Here is a 22694-nt window from a genome sequence, read left to right as displayed (position 1 = left end):
AAGCTCTAAATCATCATTTTTATGCGTTTTGCTGCGACACTTGTTCTAAGGTGTCTTGTTCTTTTTGTAATTGTTTCACCAAAGGTTCAAACATGTTTTGGTTACTTTCATTTAACTTCATCAATGTTTTATGTGCATCTAGAACAGTGGTTAACATTGCGTTATGGGTAATGTGCTCTTCGATTAGCTCGCGAGTACATACTTTCGGATCGCCGCAGTAATTTAAAATCACGAAGACCTGTCCCAAGCCCATGCTATTGGCCAAGGTAGTAATATCCGGATTGGTGGATAACATGACTGCCTGAATTTGATGGACTTGTTTCAGCTTTAAACCCAGCTTGGCCAGTACACCTAAAACAGTGCTGTCAATAAATGTAGTTTGGGTTAAATCTACGATTGCCCCAACGACATTTGATTGCTGTTCAATTTTACTAAGAAGTTTGTCTAGACTAATACAAGATTGAGCACGCACTTCGCCAATAAGCTTAAAAATATGCGTTCCATTCAAGCTTGCATATTCAACATGACCTGTTGACATATAAATGCCATTTGCAGAGAAGGATATTAAAATTATCACATAGGGCCACTGTAGACTCAAGTAGCCTAGAGTCGTATATCGCTTAGTTGAAAGTTAACATATTGATAATATGATTAATTCATTCGACGTAAACTTAAGATGGCAATGTCATCTGCCACATGTTCAGGAGCTTGGAATGATTGATTTTGCAAATGAAAGACTAATTTTTCAAATTGTTCATTCAGTCCGCCATCAAACGGTTCAAGTGCACCATCTGAACAAATAATAAACCGGGCATGGCGATTTAGCACACATTCAAACTCTTCCACTTCCAGGTCTTCAGTGAGTCCCAGAGGAAAACTGCTGGTATTTAAAATTTTAGGTGCTTGGTTCGGTTCAAAGATAATCGCAGGAGGATAATGTCCGGCACTGGACCAGCGTAATTGATGGGTTTCTAAATTGAGAACGCCGGCAATCATGGTAATGTGCTTTTCAATATTTTCCTGCACCAGCATACCATTAAGTTTTTTAATCAACTCGCGCGGGGTTTTAGAACGGCCATGAAAAGCGGCCATCCAGGAGGTGAGTAGACTGCTGGTAACCCCATGTCCGGACACATCGGCCAGATAAAACATGATTTCTTTATCGCTTATTTTCCAGTAATCGTACCAGTCGCCAGACAGATAGGCAGACGGTTGAAAAAGGGTTTCAACTTTATAGTTCATCAATTCTATGGGGTTTGGAAGTAAGCGTTTCTGTAATTCTGCTGCTGAAGGGAGGTCACGACTATCCTGATTACGTTTGTATTTAGCATCAATTTTTAGTAAGAAATCTTGAGGATCACGTGGTAGCTTGTTCCAGATCCAGCCGGCTAAAGCCCCCAATTCCCATGCCTGAGCCAATGCCGTCCCTTCATTTTCAAAAGCCAGGACGATGGTCGGGAGTGACCATTGGTGAGTCAGATAGTCTTGTACATCAGCAATCGTTAAAATGGTTGGATCATATAAATTAATATCATCTATGTGAATCATTTGCACACCGGGAAGTGCACTGAGTACCTGATCTAAATAAGGAATATTGCGAGTCGGTTGAATGAAATACATAAAGAAATTGTATGACCCTTAAATTGATAACATCTTAGAGTTGTACTATAACAATCTAATGATCAGCAAAGGAAGATGCTGTACTGATCATATTGCTATTAAATAGATACGACTTATTTGGTTGTGGTGTCTACGTCATCTTCTTGGATTTCATCATCGGATGAATCAGGATTACTTTGTTGATCTTGATCTTCATTGCTGTCCTGATCATCTTCAATGAACATGGTTTCAGGTTCTAGACCTCTCTTTTCAGCAATGGAAAAACTTTTACGCTGTAAATAAATATCACGGATTGCCGCATATTTGTCACCTTGTAAAACATCTTCAATGTCTAAAAGCTGGGAACGTGCATCAATACCGCCTAACATTTGCTCACCCCAGTACACTCCATCATGATCTTCTAAAATATACTTTTGGGGACGGGCTTGACCATCGACAATCAGACCTAAAGTATCACGGAAAGTGCTAGGGCCAAACACAGGCAGAACTAGATAAGGACCAGAAGAAATACCGTAATAACCTAGCGTAGTGCCAAAATTTTCTTCTTCGACATATAAGCCGATACGACGAGCAGGGTCGGCAAAGCCTAGGGTGGTTAGAGTGTTAATGGTAAAGCGGCCTAAAGATTCCGCGGCACGAAGTGGACGACCTTGAATCAACTGGTTTACTGCATTCCATGGTTCCCCTAAATTTTTACGAAACTGGCGATAAGAGCCACGTACTTCATTAGGAACTTTTTCCTTATATTGAATCGCGAGAGGGCGGGCAACCTTACGATCTACTACCTCATTAAAAGCAAAGATCTGTCTATTTAAGGGTTGTAATGGATCTTTCTGGTTTTCAGGTTGAGTTGCACTTGCATCCACTTTCAAATCTTTGGCTTTAATGTTTTTTAATTCTTTCAATACTTCAAGTCTGGAGTTGGTATGTTGAGCAGATTGAGTTTGTGCTGTAGCAGATTCTAGCTCTGAAGTATTCTGTGCTTCAGAAGGAGCAACTAAATCCTGCGCAAATACAGGAGAAATTAACCCTAAAGATAAAAAGCTAGCCCAAATATAATGAAAGTGATGCATAAAAAATCCTAGAGTTCTATTAAGCCAGTACTTAAAGCAAAATACGTAATTGAATATATTAACAGGTCTTTGAACAGGCGTATTAAAACAAATTTGATCAAAATATGTAGGAAAAAATACTAAAATGACTAAAAAATGTCCTGATGGCGTTTAGAGTTAAAAAAAGGAGTTGCAAGCGCATTAAAATGCTGTAGAATGCACATCCATCGGCGGTGATGAAGATTAAAACTTCTGATAAAACAGCAACTTAGTTAAAATTGATTGAGTTAGGTTTTGGAAAGAAAGTTTAAAATAATTTGAATTACTGATTGACACTGAGAATATCTAGTGTAATATAGCCGACCTAGCTTGCTGGTGACGAACCAGTAAGAAGATCATTAAGAGATTATGAAGAACAACTTGTGTGGATTTTTACTGGTTGATTGATCGAAATTATTTTCATTGATTGAATGGTAGAAATTACTCGAAGTTTATTTGAGAAATATTTGTCAGAAAATTGATGAGCCAAGATTGGTAGCCTTTAAGCTACTACTGATTTTAAACTGAAGAGTTTGATCATGGCTCAGATTGAACGCTGGCGGCAGGCTTAACACATGCAAGTCGAGCGGGGAAGTATAGCTTGCTATACAACCTAGCGGCGGACGGGTGAGTAATGCTTAGGAATCTGCCTATTAGTGGGGGACAACATTTCGAAAGGAATGCTAATACCGCATACGCCCTACGGGGGAAAGCAGGGGATCTTCGGACCTTGCGCTAATAGATGAGCCTAAGTCGGATTAGCTAGTTGGTGGGGTAAAGGCCTACCAAGGCGACGATCTGTAGCGGGTCTGAGAGGATGATCCGCCACACTGGGACTGAGACACGGCCCAGACTCCTACGGGAGGCAGCAGTGGGGAATATTGGACAATGGGGGGAACCCTGATCCAGCCATGCCGCGTGTGTGAAGAAGGCCTTTTGGTTGTAAAGCACTTTAAGCGAGGAGGAGGCTACTCTAGTTAATACCTAGGGATAGTGGACGTTACTCGCAGAATAAGCACCGGCTAACTCTGTGCCAGCAGCCGCGGTAATACAGAGGGTGCGAGCGTTAATCGGATTTACTGGGCGTAAAGCGTGCGTAGGCGGCTTTTTAAGTCGGATGTGAAATCCCTGAGCTTAACTTAGGAATTGCATTCGATACTGGGAAGCTAGAGTATGGGAGAGGATGGTAGAATTCCAGGTGTAGCGGTGAAATGCGTAGAGATCTGGAGGAATACCGATGGCGAAGGCAGCCATCTGGCCTAATACTGACGCTGAGGTACGAAAGCATGGGGAGCAAACAGGATTAGATACCCTGGTAGTCCATGCCGTAAACGATGTCTACTAGCCGTTGGGGCCTTTGAGGCTTTAGTGGCGCAGCTAACGCGATAAGTAGACCGCCTGGGGAGTACGGTCGCAAGACTAAAACTCAAATGAATTGACGGGGGCCCGCACAAGCGGTGGAGCATGTGGTTTAATTCGATGCAACGCGAAGAACCTTACCTGGTCTTGACATAGTAAGAACTTTCCAGAGATGGATTGGTGCCTTCGGGAACTTACATACAGGTGCTGCATGGCTGTCGTCAGCTCGTGTCGTGAGATGTTGGGTTAAGTCCCGCAACGAGCGCAACCCTTTTCCTTATTTGCCAGCGGGTTAAGCCGGGAACTTTAAGGATACTGCCAGTGACAAACTGGAGGAAGGCGGGGACGACGTCAAGTCATCATGGCCCTTACGACCAGGGCTACACACGTGCTACAATGGTCGGTACAAAGGGTTGCTACCTAGCGATAGGATGCTAATCTCAAAAAGCCGATCGTAGTCCGGATTGGAGTCTGCAACTCGACTCCATGAAGTCGGAATCGCTAGTAATCGCGGATCAGAATGCCGCGGTGAATACGTTCCCGGGCCTTGTACACACCGCCCGTCACACCATGGGAGTTTGTTGCACCAGAAGTAGGTAGTCTAACCGTAAGGAGGACGCTTACCACGGTGTGGCCGATGACTGGGGTGAAGTCGTAACAAGGTAGCCGTAGGGGAACCTGCGGCTGGATCACCTCCTTAACGAAAGATTGACGATCGGTAAGAATCCACAACAAGTTGTTCTTCATGACGATGTATCTGAGGGTCTGTAGCTCAGTTGGTTAGAGCACACGCTTGATAAGCGTGGGGTCACAAGTTCAAGTCTTGTCAGACCCACCACTACTGACGAAGTACGGAAAATCAGAAACATTGACTTATTGATAAGCTGGGGACTTAGCTTAGTTGGTAGAGCGCCTGCTTTGCACGCAGGAGGTCAGGAGTTCGACTCTCCTAGTCTCCACCATGTATCTTCGGATGCATAATAAGCAAACGGTTAGATAGCTTATAGAGCTTAGTAAGAAAGCGGCGTATAATGCGCGGCATTGTTATTAACCTCTGTGATTTATCACAGTTTCTCGATCTGACGAAGACGAGAAAAATCATTAACAGAATATATTTGAGTTGAAATAAATTGTTCATACTCGTTTTGAAATCGACATTAGCAGTCATTTATGACTGATTGATGAAGATTAAGAAATGAGTTACTAGCGATTAAACTGAATCAAGCGTTTTGGTATATGAATCTAATTGAAGCTGTACAGTGTTTAAGTGCACAAACGCCAACTGTAAGAGAGTGATGAGAGATCATCATAATCTGTTGCTCATCCTACTTGTAGGGATGAACGACTGTTTGGGGTTGTATAGTCAAGTAATTAAGTGCATGTGGTGGATGCCTTGGCAGTCAGAGGCGATGAAAGACGTAATAGCCTGCGATAAGCTCCGGGGAGGCGGCAAATATCCTGTGATCCGGAGATTTCTGAATGGGGAAACCCACTTACCATAAGGTAGGTATCGTAACATGAATACATAGTGTTACGAGGCGAACGAGGGGAAGTGAAACATCTCAGTACCCTTAGGAAAAGAAATCAATTGAGATTCCCTCAGTAGCGGCGAGCGAACGGGGAAAAGCCCATTAAGTCATATAAGCTTTAGTGGAATGCTCTGGGAAGTGCAACCATAGTAGGTGATAGTCCTGTACACGAAAGGGCTTATATGATGATGTCGAGTAGGGCGAGGCACGTGAAACCTTGTCTGAATATGGGGGGACCATCCTCCAAGGCTAAATACTCCTGACTGACCGATAGTGAACCAGTACCGTGAGGGAAAGGCGAAAAGAACCCCTGTGAGGGGAGTGAAATAGATCCTGAAACCGCATGCATACAAGCAGTGGGAGCCGACTTGTTCGGTGACTGCGTACCTTTTGTATAATGGGTCAGCGACTTATATTCAGTAGCGAGGTTAACCGAATAGGGGAGCCGTAGAGAAATCGAGTCTTAATAGGGCGTTTAGTTGCTGGGTATAGACCCGAAACCGGGTGATCTATCCATGAGCAGGTTGAAGGTTAGGTAACACTGACTGGAGGACCGAACCCACTGTCGTTGAAAAGCCAGGGGATGACTTGTGGATAGGGGTGAAAGGCTAATCAAACTCGGTGATAGCTGGTTCTCCCCGAAAGCTATTTAGGTAGCGCCTCGGACGAATACCATTGGGGGTAGAGCACTGTTTCGGCTAGGGGGTCATCCCGACTTACCAAACCGATGCAAACTCCGAATACCAATGAGTACTATCCGGGAGACAGACTGCGGGTGCTAACGTCCGTAGTCAAGAGGAAAACAATCCAGACCGCCAGCTAAGGCCCCAAAATCATAGTTAAGTGGGAAACGATGTGGGAAGGCATAGACAGCTAGGAGGTTGGCTTAGAAGCAGCCACCCTTTAAAGAAAGCGTAATAGCTCACTAGTCGAGTCGGCCTGCGCGGAAGATGTAACGGGGCTAAAACTATGTGCCGAAGCTGCGGATGTATACTTTGTATACGTGGTAGGGGAGCGTTCTGTAAGCCGATGAAGGTGGATTGAGAAGTCTGCTGGAGGTATCAGAAGTGCGAATGCTGACGTGAGTAACGACAAAGCGGGTGAAAAACCCGCTCGCTGAAAGACCAAGGGTTCCAGTCCAACGTTAATCGGGGCTGGGTGAGTCGACCCCTAAGGCGAGGCCGAAAGGCGTAGTCGATGGGAAATTGGTTAATATTCCAATACTTCAGTGTAATGCGATGAGAGGACGGAGAAGGTTAAGTCAGCCTGGCGTTGGTTGTCCAGGTGGAAGGAAGTAGGCATGCATCTTAGGCAAATCCGGGGTGCTCTATGCTGAGATCTGATAGCAAGCTGTACTTGTACAGTGAAGTGGCTGATACCATACTTCCAGGAAAAGTCTCTAAGCTTCAGTTACACTGGAATCGTACCCGAAACCGACACAGGTGGTCAGGTCGAGTAGACCAAAGCGCTTGAGAGAACTCTGCTGAAGGAACTAGGCAAAATGGTACCGTAACTTCGGGAGAAGGTACGCTGCTTTTGGTGATGGAACTTGCTTCCTGAGCTGAGAGCAGCCACAGAAACCAGGCCCCTGCAACTGTTTATTAAAAACATAGCACTCTGCAAACACGAAAGTGGACGTATAGGGTGTGATGCCTGCCCGGTGCTGGAAGGTTAATTGATGGGGTTAGCGTAAGCGAAGCTCTTGATCGAAGCCCCAGTAAACGGCGGCCGTAACTATAACGGTCCTAAGGTAGCGAAATTCCTTGTCGGGTAAGTTCCGACCTGCACGAATGGCATAATGATGGGGGCGCTGTCTCCAGCAGAGGCTCAGTGAAATCGAAATCGCCGTGAAGATGCGGTGTACCCGCGGCTAGACGGAAAGACCCCGTGAACCTTTACTGCAGCTTGACATTGAACTTTGATCTTACTTGTGTAGGATAGGTGGGAGGCTTTGAAGCTGGGACGCTAGTCCTAGTGGAGCCAATCTTGAAATACCACCCTGGTAATATTGAGGTTCTAACTCTGTCCCGTTATCCGGGACGAGGACCATGTCTGGTGGGTAGTTTGACTGGGGCGGTCTCCTCCTAAAGAGTAACGGAGGAGTACGAAGGTGCGCTCAGCGTGGTCGGAAATCACGCGTAGAGTATAAAGGCAAAAGCGCGCTTAACTGCGAGACCCACAAGTCGAGCAGGTACGAAAGTAGGTCTTAGTGATCCGGTGGTTCTGTATGGAAGGGCCATCGCTCAACGGATAAAAGGTACTCTGGGGATAACAGGCTGATACCGCCCAAGAGTTCATATCGACGGCGGTGTTTGGCACCTCGATGTCGGCTCATCTCATCCTGGGGCTGAAGCAGGTCCCAAGGGTATGGCTGTTCGCCATTTAAAGAGGTACGCGAGCTGGGTTTAGAACGTCGTGAGACAGTTCGGTCCCTATCTACCGTGGGCGTTGGAAATTTGAGAGGATCTGCTCCTAGTACGAGAGGACCAGAGTGGACGAACCTCTGGTGTACCGGTTGTGACGCCAGTCGCATCGCCGGGTAGCTATGTTCGGAAGGGATAACCGCTGAAAGCATCTAAGCGGGAAGCCTACCTCAAGATAAGATTTCCCCGAGACTTTATGTCTCCTAAAGAGCCGTTGAAGACTACGACGTTGATAGGTTGGATGTGGAAGCATAGTGATATGTGAAGCTGACCAATACTAATTGCTCGTGAGGCTTGACTATACAACACCCAAACAGTTGTTGTATAAAGCATCAATTAATTCGATATTCAGCAAAACAGCTTGATTTAGTGAACGCTAAAGAACAAAATACGACAGCTCAGATATACCTGTTAATGAATTCTATTTGACCAAGCATTGGCATCTAAATAAGACCAAACGCAAAGTCATAAACAGTTGTGCTGGCGACCATAGCAAGAGTGAACCACCTGATCCCTTCCCGAACTCAGAAGTGAAACCTCTTAGCGCTGATGGTAGTGTGGGATTACCCATGTGAGAGTAAGTCATCGCCAGCTCATTATTCAAAAGCCCCTGCCAAGTGCAGGGGCTTTTTTTTTGCTGGGAAATATAAGTAATAAAAAAAACCAGCATTTGCTGGTTTTAAGATCGGAATTTTTGCAAATTTTAAGCAAAAATATTACATGCTGCAGAGGTCAGTACCCAAAGAATTGCGATCGCAACAACAGGCTCAACAATCTTTGCCCAGGTTGGGGGGCTTACAACTGAAACTTCTTCAACATCATGCTGCTGGATATTCTGGTGAACCATTTGACTAAACTCCTTCATTGTTGAGTCTAATGATATCTCTTCTTGCTCAATTGGTTTAGAGCCTTTTAATTCTGTTAGATCATTTGTTGACCAAACCCAATCAGAAGCCTGGCCAGATAGGTGTTCAATCTGTCCTAGGATCAGTTCACGTAATCCTCTGATATTCAGGTTTCCAATATCATTAAGCTGTTTTAATTCTGTCAGTTGTAATTTTAATATTTCAGTTACTGTTGGTTCTAATTCATTTTTAGGCAGGGTAGACTGATTTTTTGAAGATGTTGTAAGATGTCGTGCAACCTCTTGAATAAAAAGATCATCGGCTGAAGAAATCTCCTGATAAACTTTTTTATCGTCAGTTCGCCAAAGTGAAATGAGTTTACCTAATACCAGTGCATTAATTTCTAACAGATATGTTTTTCGATCTTCTCTAGAATAGTGTTCGAGAAGCTGAGGCTTTTGATTGTTAATCTGCTCAGCAAAATATTGTACTAAATCAAAAGCCATTCACTTGCTCCATATTATTTTAATCTAATAACCGTAGGCTTGGTTTTTTCTTAGGTTGTTTAGTTTCTTCTGATGTTGTAGTTGATTTTAAAGTATCTTCAGTAATTTGGATACCTTCATATTCATTTGGATCAAAGAACAAACCTTGTCCATTCTCGCGTGCATAAATCCCCAATACTGCATTTAAGGGTACATAGATGTCACGTGAAACGCCACCAAAACGCGCAGAGAAGGTGATTGCATAATTGCTCATATGTAGTTTATGCACTGCATGAGGAACGATATTTAAAACGATCTGGCCATCTTGAATGAATTGTTCCGGTACCATGGTGTTGGGCTGAGTCGCATCAACCAATAAATATGGGGTCAGGTTATTGTCACAAATCCATTCATAGATAGCGCGTGCTAAATAAGGTCGGGTAGGGGTGAGATTCAATTCTTGATCAGACATGATTTTGCTCGATTAATTTACTAAAAATTCGCTGTAGCGGTTTTTTTCCTGCATCGTTAAAGATTTGACAAATGCAGGCCGACTAAAAATTCGTTGACAATATAAGTGAATGGGACGGCAATGCTGTTTAGGTAATTCGATGCCCATGGCCTTTAACCGTATAAAAATGGGTGCCAGCATACAATCTAGAATTGTAAAGTTTTCAGACATGAAAAAGGGAAAATGCTGAAATAATGGAGTAAGTGAAATAAGCGTATCTCTGAGTTTCTTTTGAGCCTTCGCTTTCTCTTTCTCATTCAGCGTATCAGGATGACACAGCATGATATCCGCCAGTTTTAACCAGTCCTGTTCAAAACGCCAGATATATTGACGTTGTTCTGCTCGTGGCATTGGAGCATCAGCATAGAGTTTGCTTTGACGGTAGCGGTCATCCAGATATTCGGAAATGATGCCACTATTGAAGAGCTTAAGCTCATTCTCAATCATCATCGGGAGCTGGTTATAAGGATTTAGACTAGCGAGGTCTTCATCATCTTCGTCTACAATAATTAGATTATATTTGATTTGCTTCTCTGCAAGTACATAGCGTATCCAGTGTGAGCGAAAGTCATCCGCATGACTGTAAAGCGTGATTCCTTGTAGATGTGCATTTTCGATTGACATAATCCGAAACAATGATAAATGAATGGAATAGGATACTAAAATTCAAGCTAAAAAGCACGAAGCATAAAAGTGCAATTGGGGTTAAGATAAAAAGATGATAAGAAAAAATAACTGGAGGAAAACAAGATGCTGATCAAACTGGCGATAATCTTACTGTTTATTTTGATTGGTCTTGCGAATTATTATCTCACCAAATCTTTCTGGTGTCATGAAGGCGTGTGGGGTAAGGATGTGCATGAACAGTAAGATGAAATATTTATCCGGATTAAAATTTAAGTCCCATAAAAAAACCCTGGATAATCCAGGGTTTTTTGTCCGATTCGGTAAACGAATTAACGTTTAGAGAATTGAGGACGTTTACGAGCTTTACGTAAACCAAGTTTCTTACGTTCAACTTCACGAGCATCACGAGTAACGAAACCAGCTTGACGAAGAGCAGGTTTTAAAGTTTCGTCAGCAGCGATCAATGCACGAGTAATACCGTGACGGATAGCGCCAGCTTGACCACCAATACCACCACCAGCAACAGTGATGTAAAGGTCATATTTTTCAGTAGCTTCTAGAAGCTCTAAAGGTTGACGAACAACCATACGAGCAGTTTCGCGACCGAAGTACTGTTCAAGAGTACGGTTGTTGATTACGAGTTTACCAGTACCAGCTGATAGGAAAACACGTGCAGTTGCGGTCTTACGGCGACCTGTACCATAGTTAGTAGCCATGTGCTGTATCCCTTAGATGTCCAAAACTTGTGGCTGTTGAGCAGTATGTGGATGCTCAGTACCAGCGTACACTTTCATTTTTTTGATCATTGCATAACCAAGAGGACCTTTTGGCAACATGCCTTTTACAGCGCGTTGGAAAATTTCTTCTGGTTTGTGAGCAACTAATTTCTCGAAATTAGTTTCACGAATACCACCAGGGAAACCAGTATGGCGATAATATTTCTTATCAAGTGATTTTTTACCAGTCACTTGAACTTGTTCAGCATTGATCACAACGATGTAATCGCCAGTGTCAACGTGAGGAGTATAAGAAGTTTTATGCTTACCGCGTAAACGACGAGCGATTTCAGTCGCAAGACGACCTAAAGTTTTGCCAGAAGCATCAACAACGTACCAGTCGTGTTGAACTTCAGCTGGCTTAGCGCTGAGAGTTTTCATTAAACCACTACCTATTATAGTTGGTTTGGACGGTGGAATCTGTCCAAACAAAAGGAGACCGAATTCTACCTGAAAGTCAGTAGAACCACAATGAAAATATAAAATTTCAAGCGCTATATTTTAAAAGAACAAGGATGAAAATGGAAGTGTTGGGGAATCTAAAATGGGGGGCGCTAAATGAAGATAAAAATATTGGCTTTTAGTTCTGCAACTGTGAAGTTTGCATGTTCTGCTTAAAAGCAATAGATACGATTTTATCGACTTGAGGACTTGTACCATTCAGTATTTGGGTATTTGGGTATTTGGGATAAGCGATGATGAAAATTTAAAATTTTGTTTTTATTGAAATATTAAAAATATCGATGTATTGCTAATTACCAGTTGTTTTGTTGATTAAACTAGTTGATCTATATGTGGTTTTGCTTAGCTTCAGCTTTCTTGTTTAGCATTCGCGTTATAATGTTGAATATTGAGTTTCTTGGATAAATTATGCTTCCTTTATATGTTACGAGTGGTGAACCTGCTGGTATTGGTCCAGATATTTGTTTAAGTTTGGCAGATCGTGTTGATGAACATCCGATTGTGGTACTAGCCGACATTCATTTATTAAAGCAACGTGCCGAATTATTAAAAAAAGAGATTGAACTAATTGAATATCAAGGACAATTAGAATCTGCAGCTCAAGGGCAGCTTTATGTCGAACATGTGCCCTTAAATACAAAAGTGGTTTTGGGGCAACTGAATGCCCAAAATGCAGCATATGTGCTGGAACAATTACGTCGTTCTGCAGATTACGCTATGACAGGCAAAAGTGTCGGTGTAGCCACCGCGCCCGTACAGAAATCCATTATCAATGAAGCGGGTATCCATTTTAGTGGTCATACTGAGTATTATCAGGAATTTGCGGGTGTCGATCGGGTGGTGATGATGCTGGCCACCAAGACTTTAAGGGTGGCACTGGTGACTACGCATCTGGCTTTACGTGATGTGCCTGATGCAATTACGCCTGAGCGCCTGCATCAGGTGATTGATATCTTAATCCACGATTTAAAAACCAAATTCAGGATTGATCATCCGCATATTCTGGTGTGTGGTTTAAATCCGCATGCTGGGGAAGATGGTTATTTGGGGATGGAAGAAATTGAGGTGATTAATCCTGTGCTGGAAACTTATCGTGCGCAAGGGATCAATATGAGCCTGAGTTTGCCTGCCGATACGCTATTTACCCCAGACAATTTAAAAGATGCCGATGCCGTATTGGCGATGTATCACGATCAGGGCTTACCTGTGTTAAAATCACAGGGCTTTGGTGAAGCCATCAATATTACTTTGGGCTTACCGTTTATCCGAACTTCTGTCGATCATGGCACAGCACTCTCCCTTGCAGGTACAGGTCTGGCAAAAAGCTCGAGCTTGCATGTGGCTGTGGATTTGGCGCTCGAACTTGCGCGTCAGTGATCTTGTCTTTATTACACGTTGGAAATGTTTATGTATCAGATTAATGCCTTAAACCCCAAAGATGAAGGGCATCACACGCGTAAGCGTTTTGGGCAAAACTTCTTACATGACCAACGTGTCATTGCCAAAATTGTCCGTTCAGTGAATCCTCGTTCTGGCGATAACATTGTTGAAATTGGTCCCGGTCTTGCAGCATTAACTTCACCTTTAATTGGTGAATGTGATGCCTTAACTGTAGTTGAACTTGACCGTGACTTGGCGGCAGGTTTACCAGGCCGTGTGCCGCATCCTGAGCGTTTAACCATTGTTGAAACGGATGCCTTGAAATATGACTTTACTGAGTTGTTTCAAGAAGGCCGTCCGCTACGTGTGGTTGGTAACCTGCCATACAACATTTCAACACCACTTCTGTTCCATCTCCTGGAATTTGGTGACAAAGTTAAAGACATGCACTTCATGTTGCAAAAGGAAGTGGTTGACCGTATTACCGCCTCACCTAATACCAAAGAATATGGTCGTTTGTCGGTGATGATCCAGTATTACTGCAAACCGACTTTCCTGTTTGAAGTTCCACCGGGATCATTTAATCCACCACCAAAAGTCACTTCTGCCGTCTTTCGTCTGGAGCCTTATGCTGTTAAACCGATTGTGGCCAAGAATGAAAAAGCCTTGGCCCGTCTGGTGTCCCATGTCTTTACCCAGCGTCGTAAAACTTTACGCAATAGTTTAAAAGGTATGCTGGTTGAAGAGGGATTTGAGAAAGCAGGTGTCGATCCGATGGCGCGCCCCGAGACTTTAACGCTGGCTCAATTTGTAGCATTAGCAGATCAAATGGTGGATTAAATGGCAGCTTCGAATATTCGATACAATTATGTGATTGGTGATATTCAGGGCTGTTTTGAAGCTTTGAAAATATTACTTAAAACGATTCAGTTTGATGCAGATCAAGATTTTCTTTGGTTTGCGGGTGACTTGGTTGCACGTGGTGAAAATTCGATTGGGGCTTTGCGCTTTATCAAAAAGCTGGTCGACAAGGGTGTTGCTGCAACGGTTTTAGGTAATCATGACCTTAATTTATTGGCTGTGGCACGTGGGACTAAAGAGATTAATCCCAAAGACCATATTGATGATGTCATTCATGCTTTGGAAAGTGATGACTTGATCGAATGGCTGCGTAAACAGCCTTTATGTTTATTTCCGAATGAACATACGGTTTTGACCCATGCAGGGATCCCGCTGAATTGGACAGTAGAACAAACAGCGGTTTTAGCTAAGGAAGTTGAGGTAGTAATTGGTCATGATGACTTTGACGTGGTCGATGCTTTTTTGGCTAACATGTATGGCAAAGAGCCAAATTGTTGGTCGGATGATTTGCAGGGTCATGCCCGTTTACGTTGCATTACTAACTACTTGACCCGTATGCGTTTAACTAATGCAGAAGGGCGAATGGAATTCAGTTTTAAAGATTCTCTGGATGATCCTATGCCTGAAGGCTTTCAGCCATGGTTTGACTTTGAGTCCAAAGCGGCTAAAACCCATCAAATTATCTTTGGACACTGGGCTGGATTACAAGGGAAAACCATTACGCCTCAGATTCAGAATGTGGATGGGGGGTGTGTTTGGGGCAATCAACTGATTGCTTATCGATTAGAAGATCAACAATTGTTTAAAGTCGATAATCCGATGATGTCATCCTCAAGCTAAGCCATAATAAAAAAGCCACATCATGTGGCTTTTTTATATTTAAACTTCTTAGTCAAGTCTGATCCAGGTCTGGCTGCGTCCCAAGGTAGAAATACCCATATAGGCTCTTAAGGTTAAACGCTTGCCTGTTGCATTCAGTCTGATTTTGGCGTCATAAACTTTACCCGCTAGAGGATCTATAACACGGCCTTTTTCGTAGTTATTGGTTCCAGATACATGTTTTAAGCCCTTCAGAATTTCCATACCTAAAATAGGCTGATTGCTATATGGTGCTGGGCAATTATTACATGTCTCTCGTGGGGTATAACCTGGGCGAGGAGTAACTTTAATAATTTTCCCGGTAAATGTATTATTGTTTTCTTTATTAATTTTAATAATCGCTTTCGCAGCACCGGTCTTATCATCAATTTGTTGCCATGTTCCAGAAATGTCTTCTGCGAAAACATTTCCACTGAAAAGTGCAGCAGCAAAAGCAGCCAGCAATAGATTCTTTTGCATATAAGACTCTCACTTAATCTTTCATTTTCTAATTAACGGATATATTAGATAGATAAAGTAATTAGTCAATATACTCTAGAGTCAAGCAAACAGTTTTAAGCTGATTTGGATAAAAAGCCACAATATTGTGGCTTTTTAATTAAAAACAGGGATTTGAATTAATCGACCCGTAACCAGGTCTGACTGCGACCCAATGCTGAAATACCGATGTAGCCACGTAAAGTGAGACGTTTTCCGCTCGCATTCAGTCGAACTTTGGCATCATAAATTTTACCTGCTAAAGGATCGATGACCCGGCCTTTTTCATAGTTATTTGTACCTTCCACATGCTTTAATCCGGTGAGTACATCCATACCTAAAATAGGCTGATTGGTATAGGGTGCAGGGCATTTGTTGCATGTCTTTTGCGGTATATAACCTGGACGAGGGGTTACTTTGACGATCTTACCGGTATAAATATCGTTTGTATCTTTACTGATTTCGATAATTGCTTTGGGTGAACCGGTTTTATCATCAATTTGTTGCCAAGTACCTGATAGATCTTGTGCCAATACATTCCCACTAAAAACTAAAATGGCAAGAGCAGCAAGTAAGATATTTTTTTTCATATATATTCCTGCGGTTGTGGTGAATAATTTTTTTAATTTAAAAACTATATTAGGATCGTTTATAAAATAGTCAATATCATGGTTCATGAAAATGAAGAATAATGTGAATTATTTAAAAATAAGTTAATAATAAAGCCAGATAGTACAGCTTTTTGTCATATTTAGTGGTTTCTAATCCAGATTTGAGTTCGACCCAGAGCCATAATTCCTACATATCCACATAATATAAAACGTCTAGCATTCGGTGTAATTCATCCTTTCAAGTTATTATTTTTCCTGTTAAAGAGTCTAGTACACGACCATGTGTATCATTTAATCTTGTTTAATCCAGGTCTGACTACGACCGAGTGCGGACACACCAATATAACCGCGTAGAGTGAGACGTTTACCATTCGGACTTAATTTTGCTTTGCCGCTATAGATTTTACCGTTCAGTGGATCAAGAACTTTGGCATTTACAAACTGATTATCACCGATAGATTTTAATCCCGTTAAAACATCTAATCCTAAGATAGGTTTGTCGGTATAAGGTGCTGGACAATTTACACAGGTCTCTTTCGGGGTATAACCTGGACGAGGAGTGACTTTTACAATTTTTGCCGTATAAGTTCCATTGCTTTCTTGGCGCATTTCCAGAATGGCTTTTGATGAGCCTGTTTTATCGTCAATGGTTTTCCATGTTCCGCTAAGATCATTTGCCAATACGTTCCCACTACAAACTAAACTGGCAAAAGCAGCAAATAATAGATTTTTCTTCATATTAACTCCTAGGAGTGTGGAAAATATTTTTTTAATTTATATAAAGATATAGTTATCGTTTAAAAATTAGTCAACCCACTGCTTCATAAAAATGAAATATAATGTGAATTATTTAAATATCAGTGAAGAAAAAAGCCACATAGTGTGACTTTTTGTCATATTTAGTCATTTCTAATCCAGGTCTGACTACGGCCTAACGCTGAAACCCCAACATAACCACGCAGGGTTAAGCGTTTACCATTTGGACTTAATTTCGCTTTCATACTGTAGATATGACCAGATAGCGGATCGATAATTTTACCATTTGCATAGTTGGGTCCTTCTATATGTTTTAAACCTTTCAAGACATCCATGCCTAGAATGGGCTGATTGGTATAAGGTGCCGGGCATTTGACGCAAATTTCTTTGGGAGTATAGCCAGGACGCGGAGTGACTTTGACTACTTGTGCGGTATAAGTGCCATTATTTTCCTGGCGAATTTCAAGGATAGCTTTTGATGAACCGGTTTTATCATCAATATTTTTCCACGTTCCTGTAAGGTCTTGAGCTAGGGCAAAACTCGCTAAAGTTGAGCAGATTAATGCAATAGTAAGTTTCATCTTGACCATTTTGAATGTTCCTTCATTCCACTGACAGTACTCCTGATACTAGGAGTATTTTTGACAAGCAACAATCATTATCAATGCAAATGACTGTTTGGTCACATTTTTTGTAAATAAAGTATAAAAGTAGGCAGCCATATGGCAGTAAATACAGCATTCACTGCCATGCCAAATGCAGCATAGCGTCCTGCCACACTGCCTCTTTGCCATGCCTGTGCTGTTCCAATGGCATGCGCAGCCAAACCTAATGCCAGGCCTGAAGCACGTTCATCATTGATATGGCGCAGGATCAAGGGAGAAAAGGCTGCTCCAATCACGCCGGATAAAATCACAATAAGTATGACCATACTCATAGGTGCATGGAGCAGGGTGGCAATATTAATGGCGATCGGTGTGGTCACGGCGCGTGTAGCAAAAGCCATAATGCTGGAATCGGTCATATGCAGTAAATAGGCAAGTCCCATCGGTAGTGCGACTGCACTGATACTGGCAAACACCAGAATTCCGAGCATGGCTTTCAGCGGCAGATCATCATAACGCATGGCCGCGAGAGGAATGGCCAATGCAACGGTGACATAGCCCAAGAGACGATTAAAAAGCGGATTGACCTGTGCCATATAAGATTCATAACGAATCCCGAATGACAACAACAGTCCAATAATCAAAAACATGCCAATCACAATGACCGGAATTTGCGGCAGGCGTTTATTGATCGGTTTTGCGACCAGATAGGCGATCAGGGTGATAAAAAAACCCGAGAGTACTGTGAACATATAATTTCCCTATAACCAGCGCTTTGACATTTTTGCATAGACCCACAAAGGAATCAGAGTGCTGACAAACATCACCAGTAAAAAAGCCGGCATTTCCTTGCCCATTTGAGTCAGCATAATCAAGGACCCTGCGCTAATTGGCAAAAAGGCAAAGGCACTTTCTTTCATGATTTTGTTATTGGTATCCACCAAGCGGCTGGGTAATTTCTTGAAACTTCTCCAGATAAATAAAGTCACCAACAGGCTGATCAAGCCCACCAGATTACCCAGTTCAGGATGATGAAATTGTGTGGTTAACCATACGGCCCCTTCACGGAAGCAGATGATTAATGCCACGGTGCCAATCCAGGCTGGCCAGTCGATTGTTTTTATCCAGTCCATTTTTACCAACAATTATAATTACACTTGTCACGTTTTAACCGATTTATCTTTTTATTTCAAATTCCTCAAGCGGCCGTTTAAATTGTGCAGCCTTGTGCCCCAGAATTTCATCTATAGGCAAATGTGCCTGTTTAATCAGCTGTTCCAGCTTTTGCGGTGCCATAATCACCTGTAAATGAAGATTACCGACATCATCATAATTTTCAGATTGAATGACATTCAATGCATAGAGTTGGGTGCGCAATTTGCCATAGGCAGGCTTTAACATCAGCTCAAAGCTTTGAATTTGGCCCATCAAACATTCTTGTACCGCTTGACGCAGCAGGTCTAAACCCTGGCCTGAGTGTGCGGATACATACACCCGATCGGGCATGTGCGGTTTGGCATAGACAATTTTGGCATCTTCACCGCTGACATCAATTTTGTTATAGACACGAAGTACCGGGACATTAGCACCAATTTCCTTGAGTACCGATTCTACAGCTTCAATCTGTTCCAGCATATCCGGGCTGCTGGAATCAATCACATGCAGCAGTAAGGTGGCTTCCAGCGTTTCTTCCAACGTTGCCTTAAAGGACTCGACCAAGGAATGCGAGAGATTACGCACGAAACCCACGGTATCTGCCAGCACCAAACGTCCAATACCATCCCATTCCAGGCGGCGCAGTGTAGGGTCTAATGTTGCAAACAGCTGATTTGCCGCGTAAACATCGCTGTTGGCCAAAATATTAAACAGGGTTGATTTGCCGGCATTGGTATAACCGACTAAAGAAACGGTTGGCACAGCGGCCTTTTGTCGTGCAACACGACCTTGCATGCGGGTCTGGCGGACTTTATCTAGTTTGGTTTTGAGTTGCCCCATGCGGATACGCAGTAAACGACGGTCTGTTTCCAGCAGGGTTTCACCTGGACCACGTAAGCCAATCCCGCCTTTTTGACTGTCAAGATTACTGCGGCTGCGCACTAAACGTGAGGAGAGGTGCTGTAACTGTGCCAACTCAACCTGCAATTTACCTTCATAGGTCCGGGCACGTTGCGCAAAAATATCTAAAATCAGTTCGGTACGGTCCACCACACGGCAGAGCATGATTTTTTCTAAATTACGGGCTTGAGCGGGTGTTAGCGAATGATCGAAAATGACCAGATTAGCTTCAAGCTCCTGTACCAGAGCGGCAATTTCTTCTGCCTTGCCAGAGCCGATAAACAGTTTGGGATCGGGTTTAATACGTTGAGCGTTAATATGGTTTAAAATTTCAGCGCCTGCAGATTTTGCCAGTAAACGAAATTCTTCTGCATCAAGGTCATCTAATAGCTGTACCGATACACTCACTAAGATTGTTCGTTCACCACCCTGATGTTGCTCAAAATATTCCACTAAAGATGATCTCTACTGCATTAAAATTTTATTTTAGTTGAAAATGAACAGGCAAAGGGAAAAATAGCAAAAACTTAACAAAGCATCGTAACAAGATATTCAGTCCAGGGCGTGTTTTTATGAGCAGGGATCTCTAGAAAGCAGTCATTAAAAGCAGAAAATCACGGAGATGTATCTGAGTCTTGTTTTTAATTTCCAGCGTATGATTCAAGCTCTTTATTGGTGATAAAAATAAATGATTTACTGGCTTTATTGGCTGATTTAGGTTTTTATGATCAATGCAAGTTCAAAATGAACAGTATAGAATGGCAGCAAATAAATGATTAAACGCTGCAGCTAATAATTAGTGATCCATCTATGACTCAATCCTCCGTAACTGAAAGTTCATCGTTAAATGGCTTGTCTAAATTTTTTTTATATAACAAAAAGTTATTGGCTGTTTTAGCGGCAATTATTCAAGGGTTTTATCTGGTTTTCCGTCATCGCTTATATAAAGATCCGAACAACCCATGTAATACGCGTTATGTACAGCATTTTTGCCGCGAGTTATGCAAGGTATTTAACCTTGAGATTCAAGTACATGGAGTAATTCCACGTGAGCCGGCGCTGTGGGTGAGTAACCATGTTTCGTGGTTGGATATTGCAGTGTTGGGTTCAAGTGCCCGGGTATTCTTTTTGGCCAAAGCTGAAATTGAAAAATGGCCTTTATTTGGCAAACTGGCCAAGGGCGGTGGCACATTATTTATTAAACGTGGCTCGGGTGATTCGATTAAAATTAAAGAGCAAATTACCACATTTCTAAAACGTGATATCCCGGTATTATTTTTTCCAGAAGCCACCACTTCGGATGGCAGCAAAATTAAAAAAATCTATGGCCGTATTTTAGGTGCCGCCATTGACGCAAATCGTCCGGTGCAAATTTGTCTGATTTGTTATGTGAATCAAGAGGGAGAGCTGGATACAGTGGCACCGTTCATCGGTGATATTAGTTTTGCGGACCATGTTAAAAACGTTTTGGAAATGCCAAAGGTGATGGTTCATCTCATGGCTTTACCGGCAATCGCCGTGGAAGGACATGATGTTGAAAGTTTAACAGAAGCCGTACATACCCAGATGATTGCCGGTTTAGCACAGTTACAGCAGAAAGCACTGAAAAAGCCGCCTGAGTCTTTGCATGACTAGTGAATACCATTGCAGCTTACATAAAACCTTCAACTGGTAACCATGAAATCATTTTGACACCGGCCTTTTGCCACCATTTCATCTTGGGTTCTTTCTGGTAAGTTTTAATGCTGCCATCATGACCTTTAATTTGCCAGTTGATTTTATTGTTGGCATCTAACACCAGTTTGTAGGCATATTTAGACAGGTTCTGATCCATGGTGGAGTGGACCGCTTTGGCCAGGTTTGGGCTGTCCAGCAATACTCCAATTTCGGTATTCAAATAGGCGGAACGTGGGTCAAGATTAAAAGAACCAATAAACACCTGTTTTTCATCAATAGCCATCAGTTTGGCATGCAGGCTGGAACGGCTTAAACCTTTGATGCTGACTTTGGCTTTTTCTGCAATTTCCTGGGTATGGGCATTCAGGTTTTCGCTTTCCGGAACAGACAGAAACTCGTAAAGCTGGACATTATTCTGAAGTAAATCCTTGCGATATTTGCCATAGAAAGCATGAACCAAAGCCACGTCATTGGCTTTAAAGGAATTGGTCAGTACCCGGACATTAATATTATTTTGCGCCAGATCACTCAGCATTTTCTCGCCTTTTTTTTCCGGGACAAAATAGGCTGAAATAATATCGACGCTGTGTTCGGGTTTTTCTAAACGGTTAATCAGCTGAAAATTCAGATGTTGTTCTTTTTTGGCTTTTGCCCGGATTTTACTGGGTGAATCACTGACGACTTCTGCCTTGACCCAGTCAAATTGAATACTGTTATTCAGCCAGTTTTCAAAAGCATGCGATCGGGTGGCTAAATCGAGATAATTCTGTACGGTAATGTTTTGGGAGTGTTCCTCAAGCTGTTTTTTCAGGCTGTCAAAACGCAAGGAATAATGTCGGGGATTGACAATTTGCTTGACCGGAAAAGCATAATCGTCATTCCAGTATTCATCGAAGGAATGAATAATTTCATCCGATGCAGCGCCGACCAGCATCACATCGACATCGGAAAACTGATAATTGTCGCTAACGTTATAATACTGGTTACTCATATTGCGACCGCCAATCAATGCAATCTGGTTGTCGGCAATAAAGCTTTTGTTATGCATGCGACGGTTAATCCGTTTTAAGTCCAGTACCATGTCCATGGCACGATAATGTCTAAAACGGTAAGGATTATACAGGCGCACATCAATATTCTGATGCTGATCGAGGGCTAGATAAATGCCTTCCATCTTTTTGGCATTATTGTCATCCATCAATAAACGGACCTTTACACCTCGGTCCGCTGCCTGAATGATGGAGTGCAGGGCCAGCGCGCCAATTTTATCGTTGTCCCAAATGTAGTATTGTAAATCTAAAGTTTTTTCTGCTTTATCAATTAAATGGATACGTGCTGCCAATGCCTCAAGCGGGTCGTACAGCACATGATAACCGGTCAGGTTCGGGTTTTGTTCCCTTAAGGGCACAATGATTTTAGCCAGTGAAGTCTGTTCGGTTTTGGTATCAAATGAATATTCAACAGGCTGTGGTATTTGTTTGGGAAGGGTGGAACATGCCGGAATTCCGAGCAGCAGACTACAACTTAATAATACGGTGGTTTTATAGCTAGCTGTGCTAGGGGATTGACCACTGTTTAAGTGTGTGAGCTGATGAGAAGATCGCGTCATAGGGTGTAAACAATACCAAAAATTGGTTTGAGTATAATTGTGAGCTGTGAAAAGAT

At 42.6% G+C, this 22694-nt stretch carries 20 protein-coding genes, 2 tRNA genes and 3 rRNA genes; 9 read left to right on the top strand and 16 right to left on the bottom strand.

Annotated features, from left to right (window positions below; all coding sequences use genetic code 11):
* Positions 1 to 19: 19 nt before the first annotated feature.
* The 3 genes from gigB to ABJ384_RS11965 form a co-directional block, all read right to left on the bottom strand.
* The gene (gene gigB, locus ABJ384_RS11975) at positions 20 to 538 is read right to left on the bottom strand and encodes an anti-anti-sigma factor GigB (RefSeq protein WP_180176181.1); all 519 of its coding nucleotides are present in this window, start codon (positions 536 to 538) and stop codon (positions 20 to 22) included.
* Positions 539 to 651: 113 nt separating this feature from the next.
* Positions 652 to 1620, bottom strand: coding sequence for an RsbU family protein phosphatase GigA (gene gigA / locus ABJ384_RS11970; RefSeq protein WP_349927555.1), 969 nt, complete (start codon positions 1618 to 1620; stop codon positions 652 to 654).
* 113 nt (positions 1621 to 1733) lie between these two features.
* The gene (locus ABJ384_RS11965; protein ID WP_349927554.1) at positions 1734 to 2693 is read right to left on the bottom strand and encodes a VacJ family lipoprotein; all 960 of its coding nucleotides are present in this window, start codon (positions 2691 to 2693) and stop codon (positions 1734 to 1736) included.
* 539 nt (positions 2694 to 3232) lie between these two features.
* Here ABJ384_RS11965 and ABJ384_RS11960 point away from each other — a divergent pair.
* The 5 genes from ABJ384_RS11960 (at position 3233) to rrf (ending at position 8616) form a co-directional block, all read left to right on the top strand.
* Positions 3233 to 4770, top strand: a 16S ribosomal RNA gene (locus ABJ384_RS11960).
* 61 nt (positions 4771 to 4831) lie between these two features.
* Positions 4832 to 4908 (top strand) — tRNA-Ile (locus ABJ384_RS11955).
* Positions 4909 to 4956: 48 nt separating this feature from the next.
* A tRNA-Ala gene (locus ABJ384_RS11950) sits at positions 4957 to 5032 on the top strand.
* A 399-nt stretch (positions 5033 to 5431) separates the two neighbouring features.
* A 23S ribosomal RNA gene (locus ABJ384_RS11945) occupies positions 5432 to 8324 on the top strand.
* A 177-nt stretch (positions 8325 to 8501) separates the two neighbouring features.
* A 5S ribosomal RNA gene (gene rrf, locus ABJ384_RS11940) occupies positions 8502 to 8616 on the top strand.
* Together the 16S, 23S and 5S rRNA genes with 2 tRNA genes alongside form the textbook arrangement of a ribosomal RNA operon.
* A gap of 109 nt (positions 8617 to 8725) precedes the next feature.
* On the opposite strand, the gene ABJ384_RS11935 is transcribed toward rrf, so the two are convergent.
* The 5 genes from ABJ384_RS11935 to rplM form a co-directional block, all read right to left on the bottom strand.
* Complete coding sequence (locus ABJ384_RS11935) at positions 8726 to 9373, bottom strand: hypothetical protein (protein WP_349927553.1); 648 nt, start codon at positions 9371 to 9373, stop codon at positions 8726 to 8728.
* A 19-nt stretch (positions 9374 to 9392) separates the two neighbouring features.
* A complete protein-coding gene (locus ABJ384_RS11930; RefSeq protein WP_349927551.1) occupies positions 9393 to 9824 on the bottom strand; it encodes a ClpXP protease specificity-enhancing factor in 432 nt (143 codons plus the stop codon).
* Between the two features lie 12 nt (positions 9825 to 9836).
* Complete coding sequence (locus ABJ384_RS11925; RefSeq protein WP_349927550.1) at positions 9837 to 10487, bottom strand: glutathione S-transferase N-terminal domain-containing protein; 651 nt, start codon at positions 10485 to 10487, stop codon at positions 9837 to 9839.
* Between the two features lie 332 nt (positions 10488 to 10819).
* On the bottom strand, positions 10820 to 11206 hold the full coding sequence (gene rpsI, locus ABJ384_RS11920) for a 30S ribosomal protein S9 (RefSeq protein WP_068974925.1): 387 nt from the start codon (positions 11204 to 11206) through the stop codon (positions 10820 to 10822).
* Positions 11207 to 11218: 12 nt separating this feature from the next.
* Complete coding sequence (rplM, locus tag ABJ384_RS11915) at positions 11219 to 11647, bottom strand: 50S ribosomal protein L13 (RefSeq protein ID WP_004811299.1); 429 nt, start codon at positions 11645 to 11647, stop codon at positions 11219 to 11221.
* Between the two features lie 489 nt (positions 11648 to 12136).
* On the opposite strand from rplM, the gene pdxA reads away from it, so the two are divergent.
* From pdxA to ABJ384_RS11900, 3 genes are read left to right on the top strand one after another with little or no spacing between them, the layout of a single operon-like run.
* Positions 12137 to 13105, top strand: a complete 969-nt coding sequence (gene pdxA, locus ABJ384_RS11910) for a 4-hydroxythreonine-4-phosphate dehydrogenase PdxA (protein ID WP_349927547.1) — start codon at positions 12137 to 12139, stop codon at positions 13103 to 13105.
* Positions 13106 to 13135: 30 nt separating this feature from the next.
* Entirely contained in the window at positions 13136 to 13948 is an 813-nt protein-coding gene (rsmA, locus tag ABJ384_RS11905; RefSeq protein WP_086195719.1) for a 16S rRNA (adenine(1518)-N(6)/adenine(1519)-N(6))-dimethyltransferase RsmA, read from the top strand.
* Positions 13949 to 14809, top strand: a complete 861-nt coding sequence (locus ABJ384_RS11900; RefSeq protein WP_349927545.1) for a symmetrical bis(5'-nucleosyl)-tetraphosphatase — start codon at positions 13949 to 13951, stop codon at positions 14807 to 14809.
* A 48-nt stretch (positions 14810 to 14857) separates the two neighbouring features.
* On the opposite strand, the gene ABJ384_RS11895 is transcribed toward ABJ384_RS11900, so the two are convergent.
* The 7 genes from ABJ384_RS11895 to hflX form a co-directional block, all read right to left on the bottom strand.
* The gene (locus ABJ384_RS11895) at positions 14858 to 15307 is read right to left on the bottom strand and encodes a DUF2147 domain-containing protein (protein ID WP_349927543.1); all 450 of its coding nucleotides are present in this window, start codon (positions 15305 to 15307) and stop codon (positions 14858 to 14860) included.
* 158 nt (positions 15308 to 15465) lie between these two features.
* Positions 15466 to 15915: a DUF2147 domain-containing protein gene (locus ABJ384_RS11890; RefSeq protein ID WP_349927541.1), complete on the bottom strand. Its 450-nt coding sequence runs from the start codon at positions 15913 to 15915 to the stop codon at positions 15466 to 15468.
* Between the two features lie 312 nt (positions 15916 to 16227).
* A complete protein-coding gene (locus ABJ384_RS11885) occupies positions 16228 to 16674 on the bottom strand; it encodes a DUF2147 domain-containing protein (protein ID WP_349927539.1) in 447 nt (148 codons plus the stop codon).
* Between the two features lie 161 nt (positions 16675 to 16835).
* Positions 16836 to 17282 carry a DUF2147 domain-containing protein gene (locus ABJ384_RS11880; RefSeq protein ID WP_086195714.1) on the bottom strand — a complete coding sequence of 149 codons (447 nt, stop codon included), beginning with the start codon at positions 17280 to 17282 and terminating at the stop codon, positions 16836 to 16838.
* A 92-nt stretch (positions 17283 to 17374) separates the two neighbouring features.
* Positions 17375 to 18049 carry an LrgB family protein gene (locus ABJ384_RS11875; protein ID WP_166170899.1) on the bottom strand — a complete coding sequence of 225 codons (675 nt, stop codon included), beginning with the start codon at positions 18047 to 18049 and terminating at the stop codon, positions 17375 to 17377.
* Between the two features lie 9 nt (positions 18050 to 18058).
* Complete coding sequence (locus tag ABJ384_RS11870; protein ID WP_349927537.1) at positions 18059 to 18430, bottom strand: hypothetical protein; 372 nt, start codon at positions 18428 to 18430, stop codon at positions 18059 to 18061.
* Positions 18431 to 18473: 43 nt separating this feature from the next.
* Positions 18474 to 19805 carry a ribosome rescue GTPase HflX gene (hflX, locus tag ABJ384_RS11865; protein WP_349927534.1) on the bottom strand — a complete coding sequence of 444 codons (1332 nt, stop codon included), beginning with the start codon at positions 19803 to 19805 and terminating at the stop codon, positions 18474 to 18476.
* Positions 19806 to 20162: 357 nt separating this feature from the next.
* Between hflX and ABJ384_RS11860 the strand changes: the two genes are divergently transcribed.
* A complete protein-coding gene (locus ABJ384_RS11860) occupies positions 20163 to 20987 on the top strand; it encodes a lysophospholipid acyltransferase family protein (protein WP_200223748.1) in 825 nt (274 codons plus the stop codon).
* Positions 20988 to 21003: 16 nt separating this feature from the next.
* On the opposite strand, the gene ABJ384_RS11855 is transcribed toward ABJ384_RS11860, so the two are convergent.
* Positions 21004 to 22638, bottom strand: coding sequence for a phospholipase D family protein (locus ABJ384_RS11855; protein WP_180044088.1), 1635 nt, complete (start codon positions 22636 to 22638; stop codon positions 21004 to 21006).
* Between the last annotated feature and the right edge of the window lie 56 nt (positions 22639 to 22694).

This window comes from Acinetobacter sp. A1-4-2, assembly GCF_040233925.1.
GTDB lineage: Bacteria > Pseudomonadota > Gammaproteobacteria > Pseudomonadales > Moraxellaceae > Acinetobacter.
The sequence above is the reverse complement of the archived record's forward strand: the minus strand, read 5'-3'. Positions and strand labels throughout refer to the sequence as shown.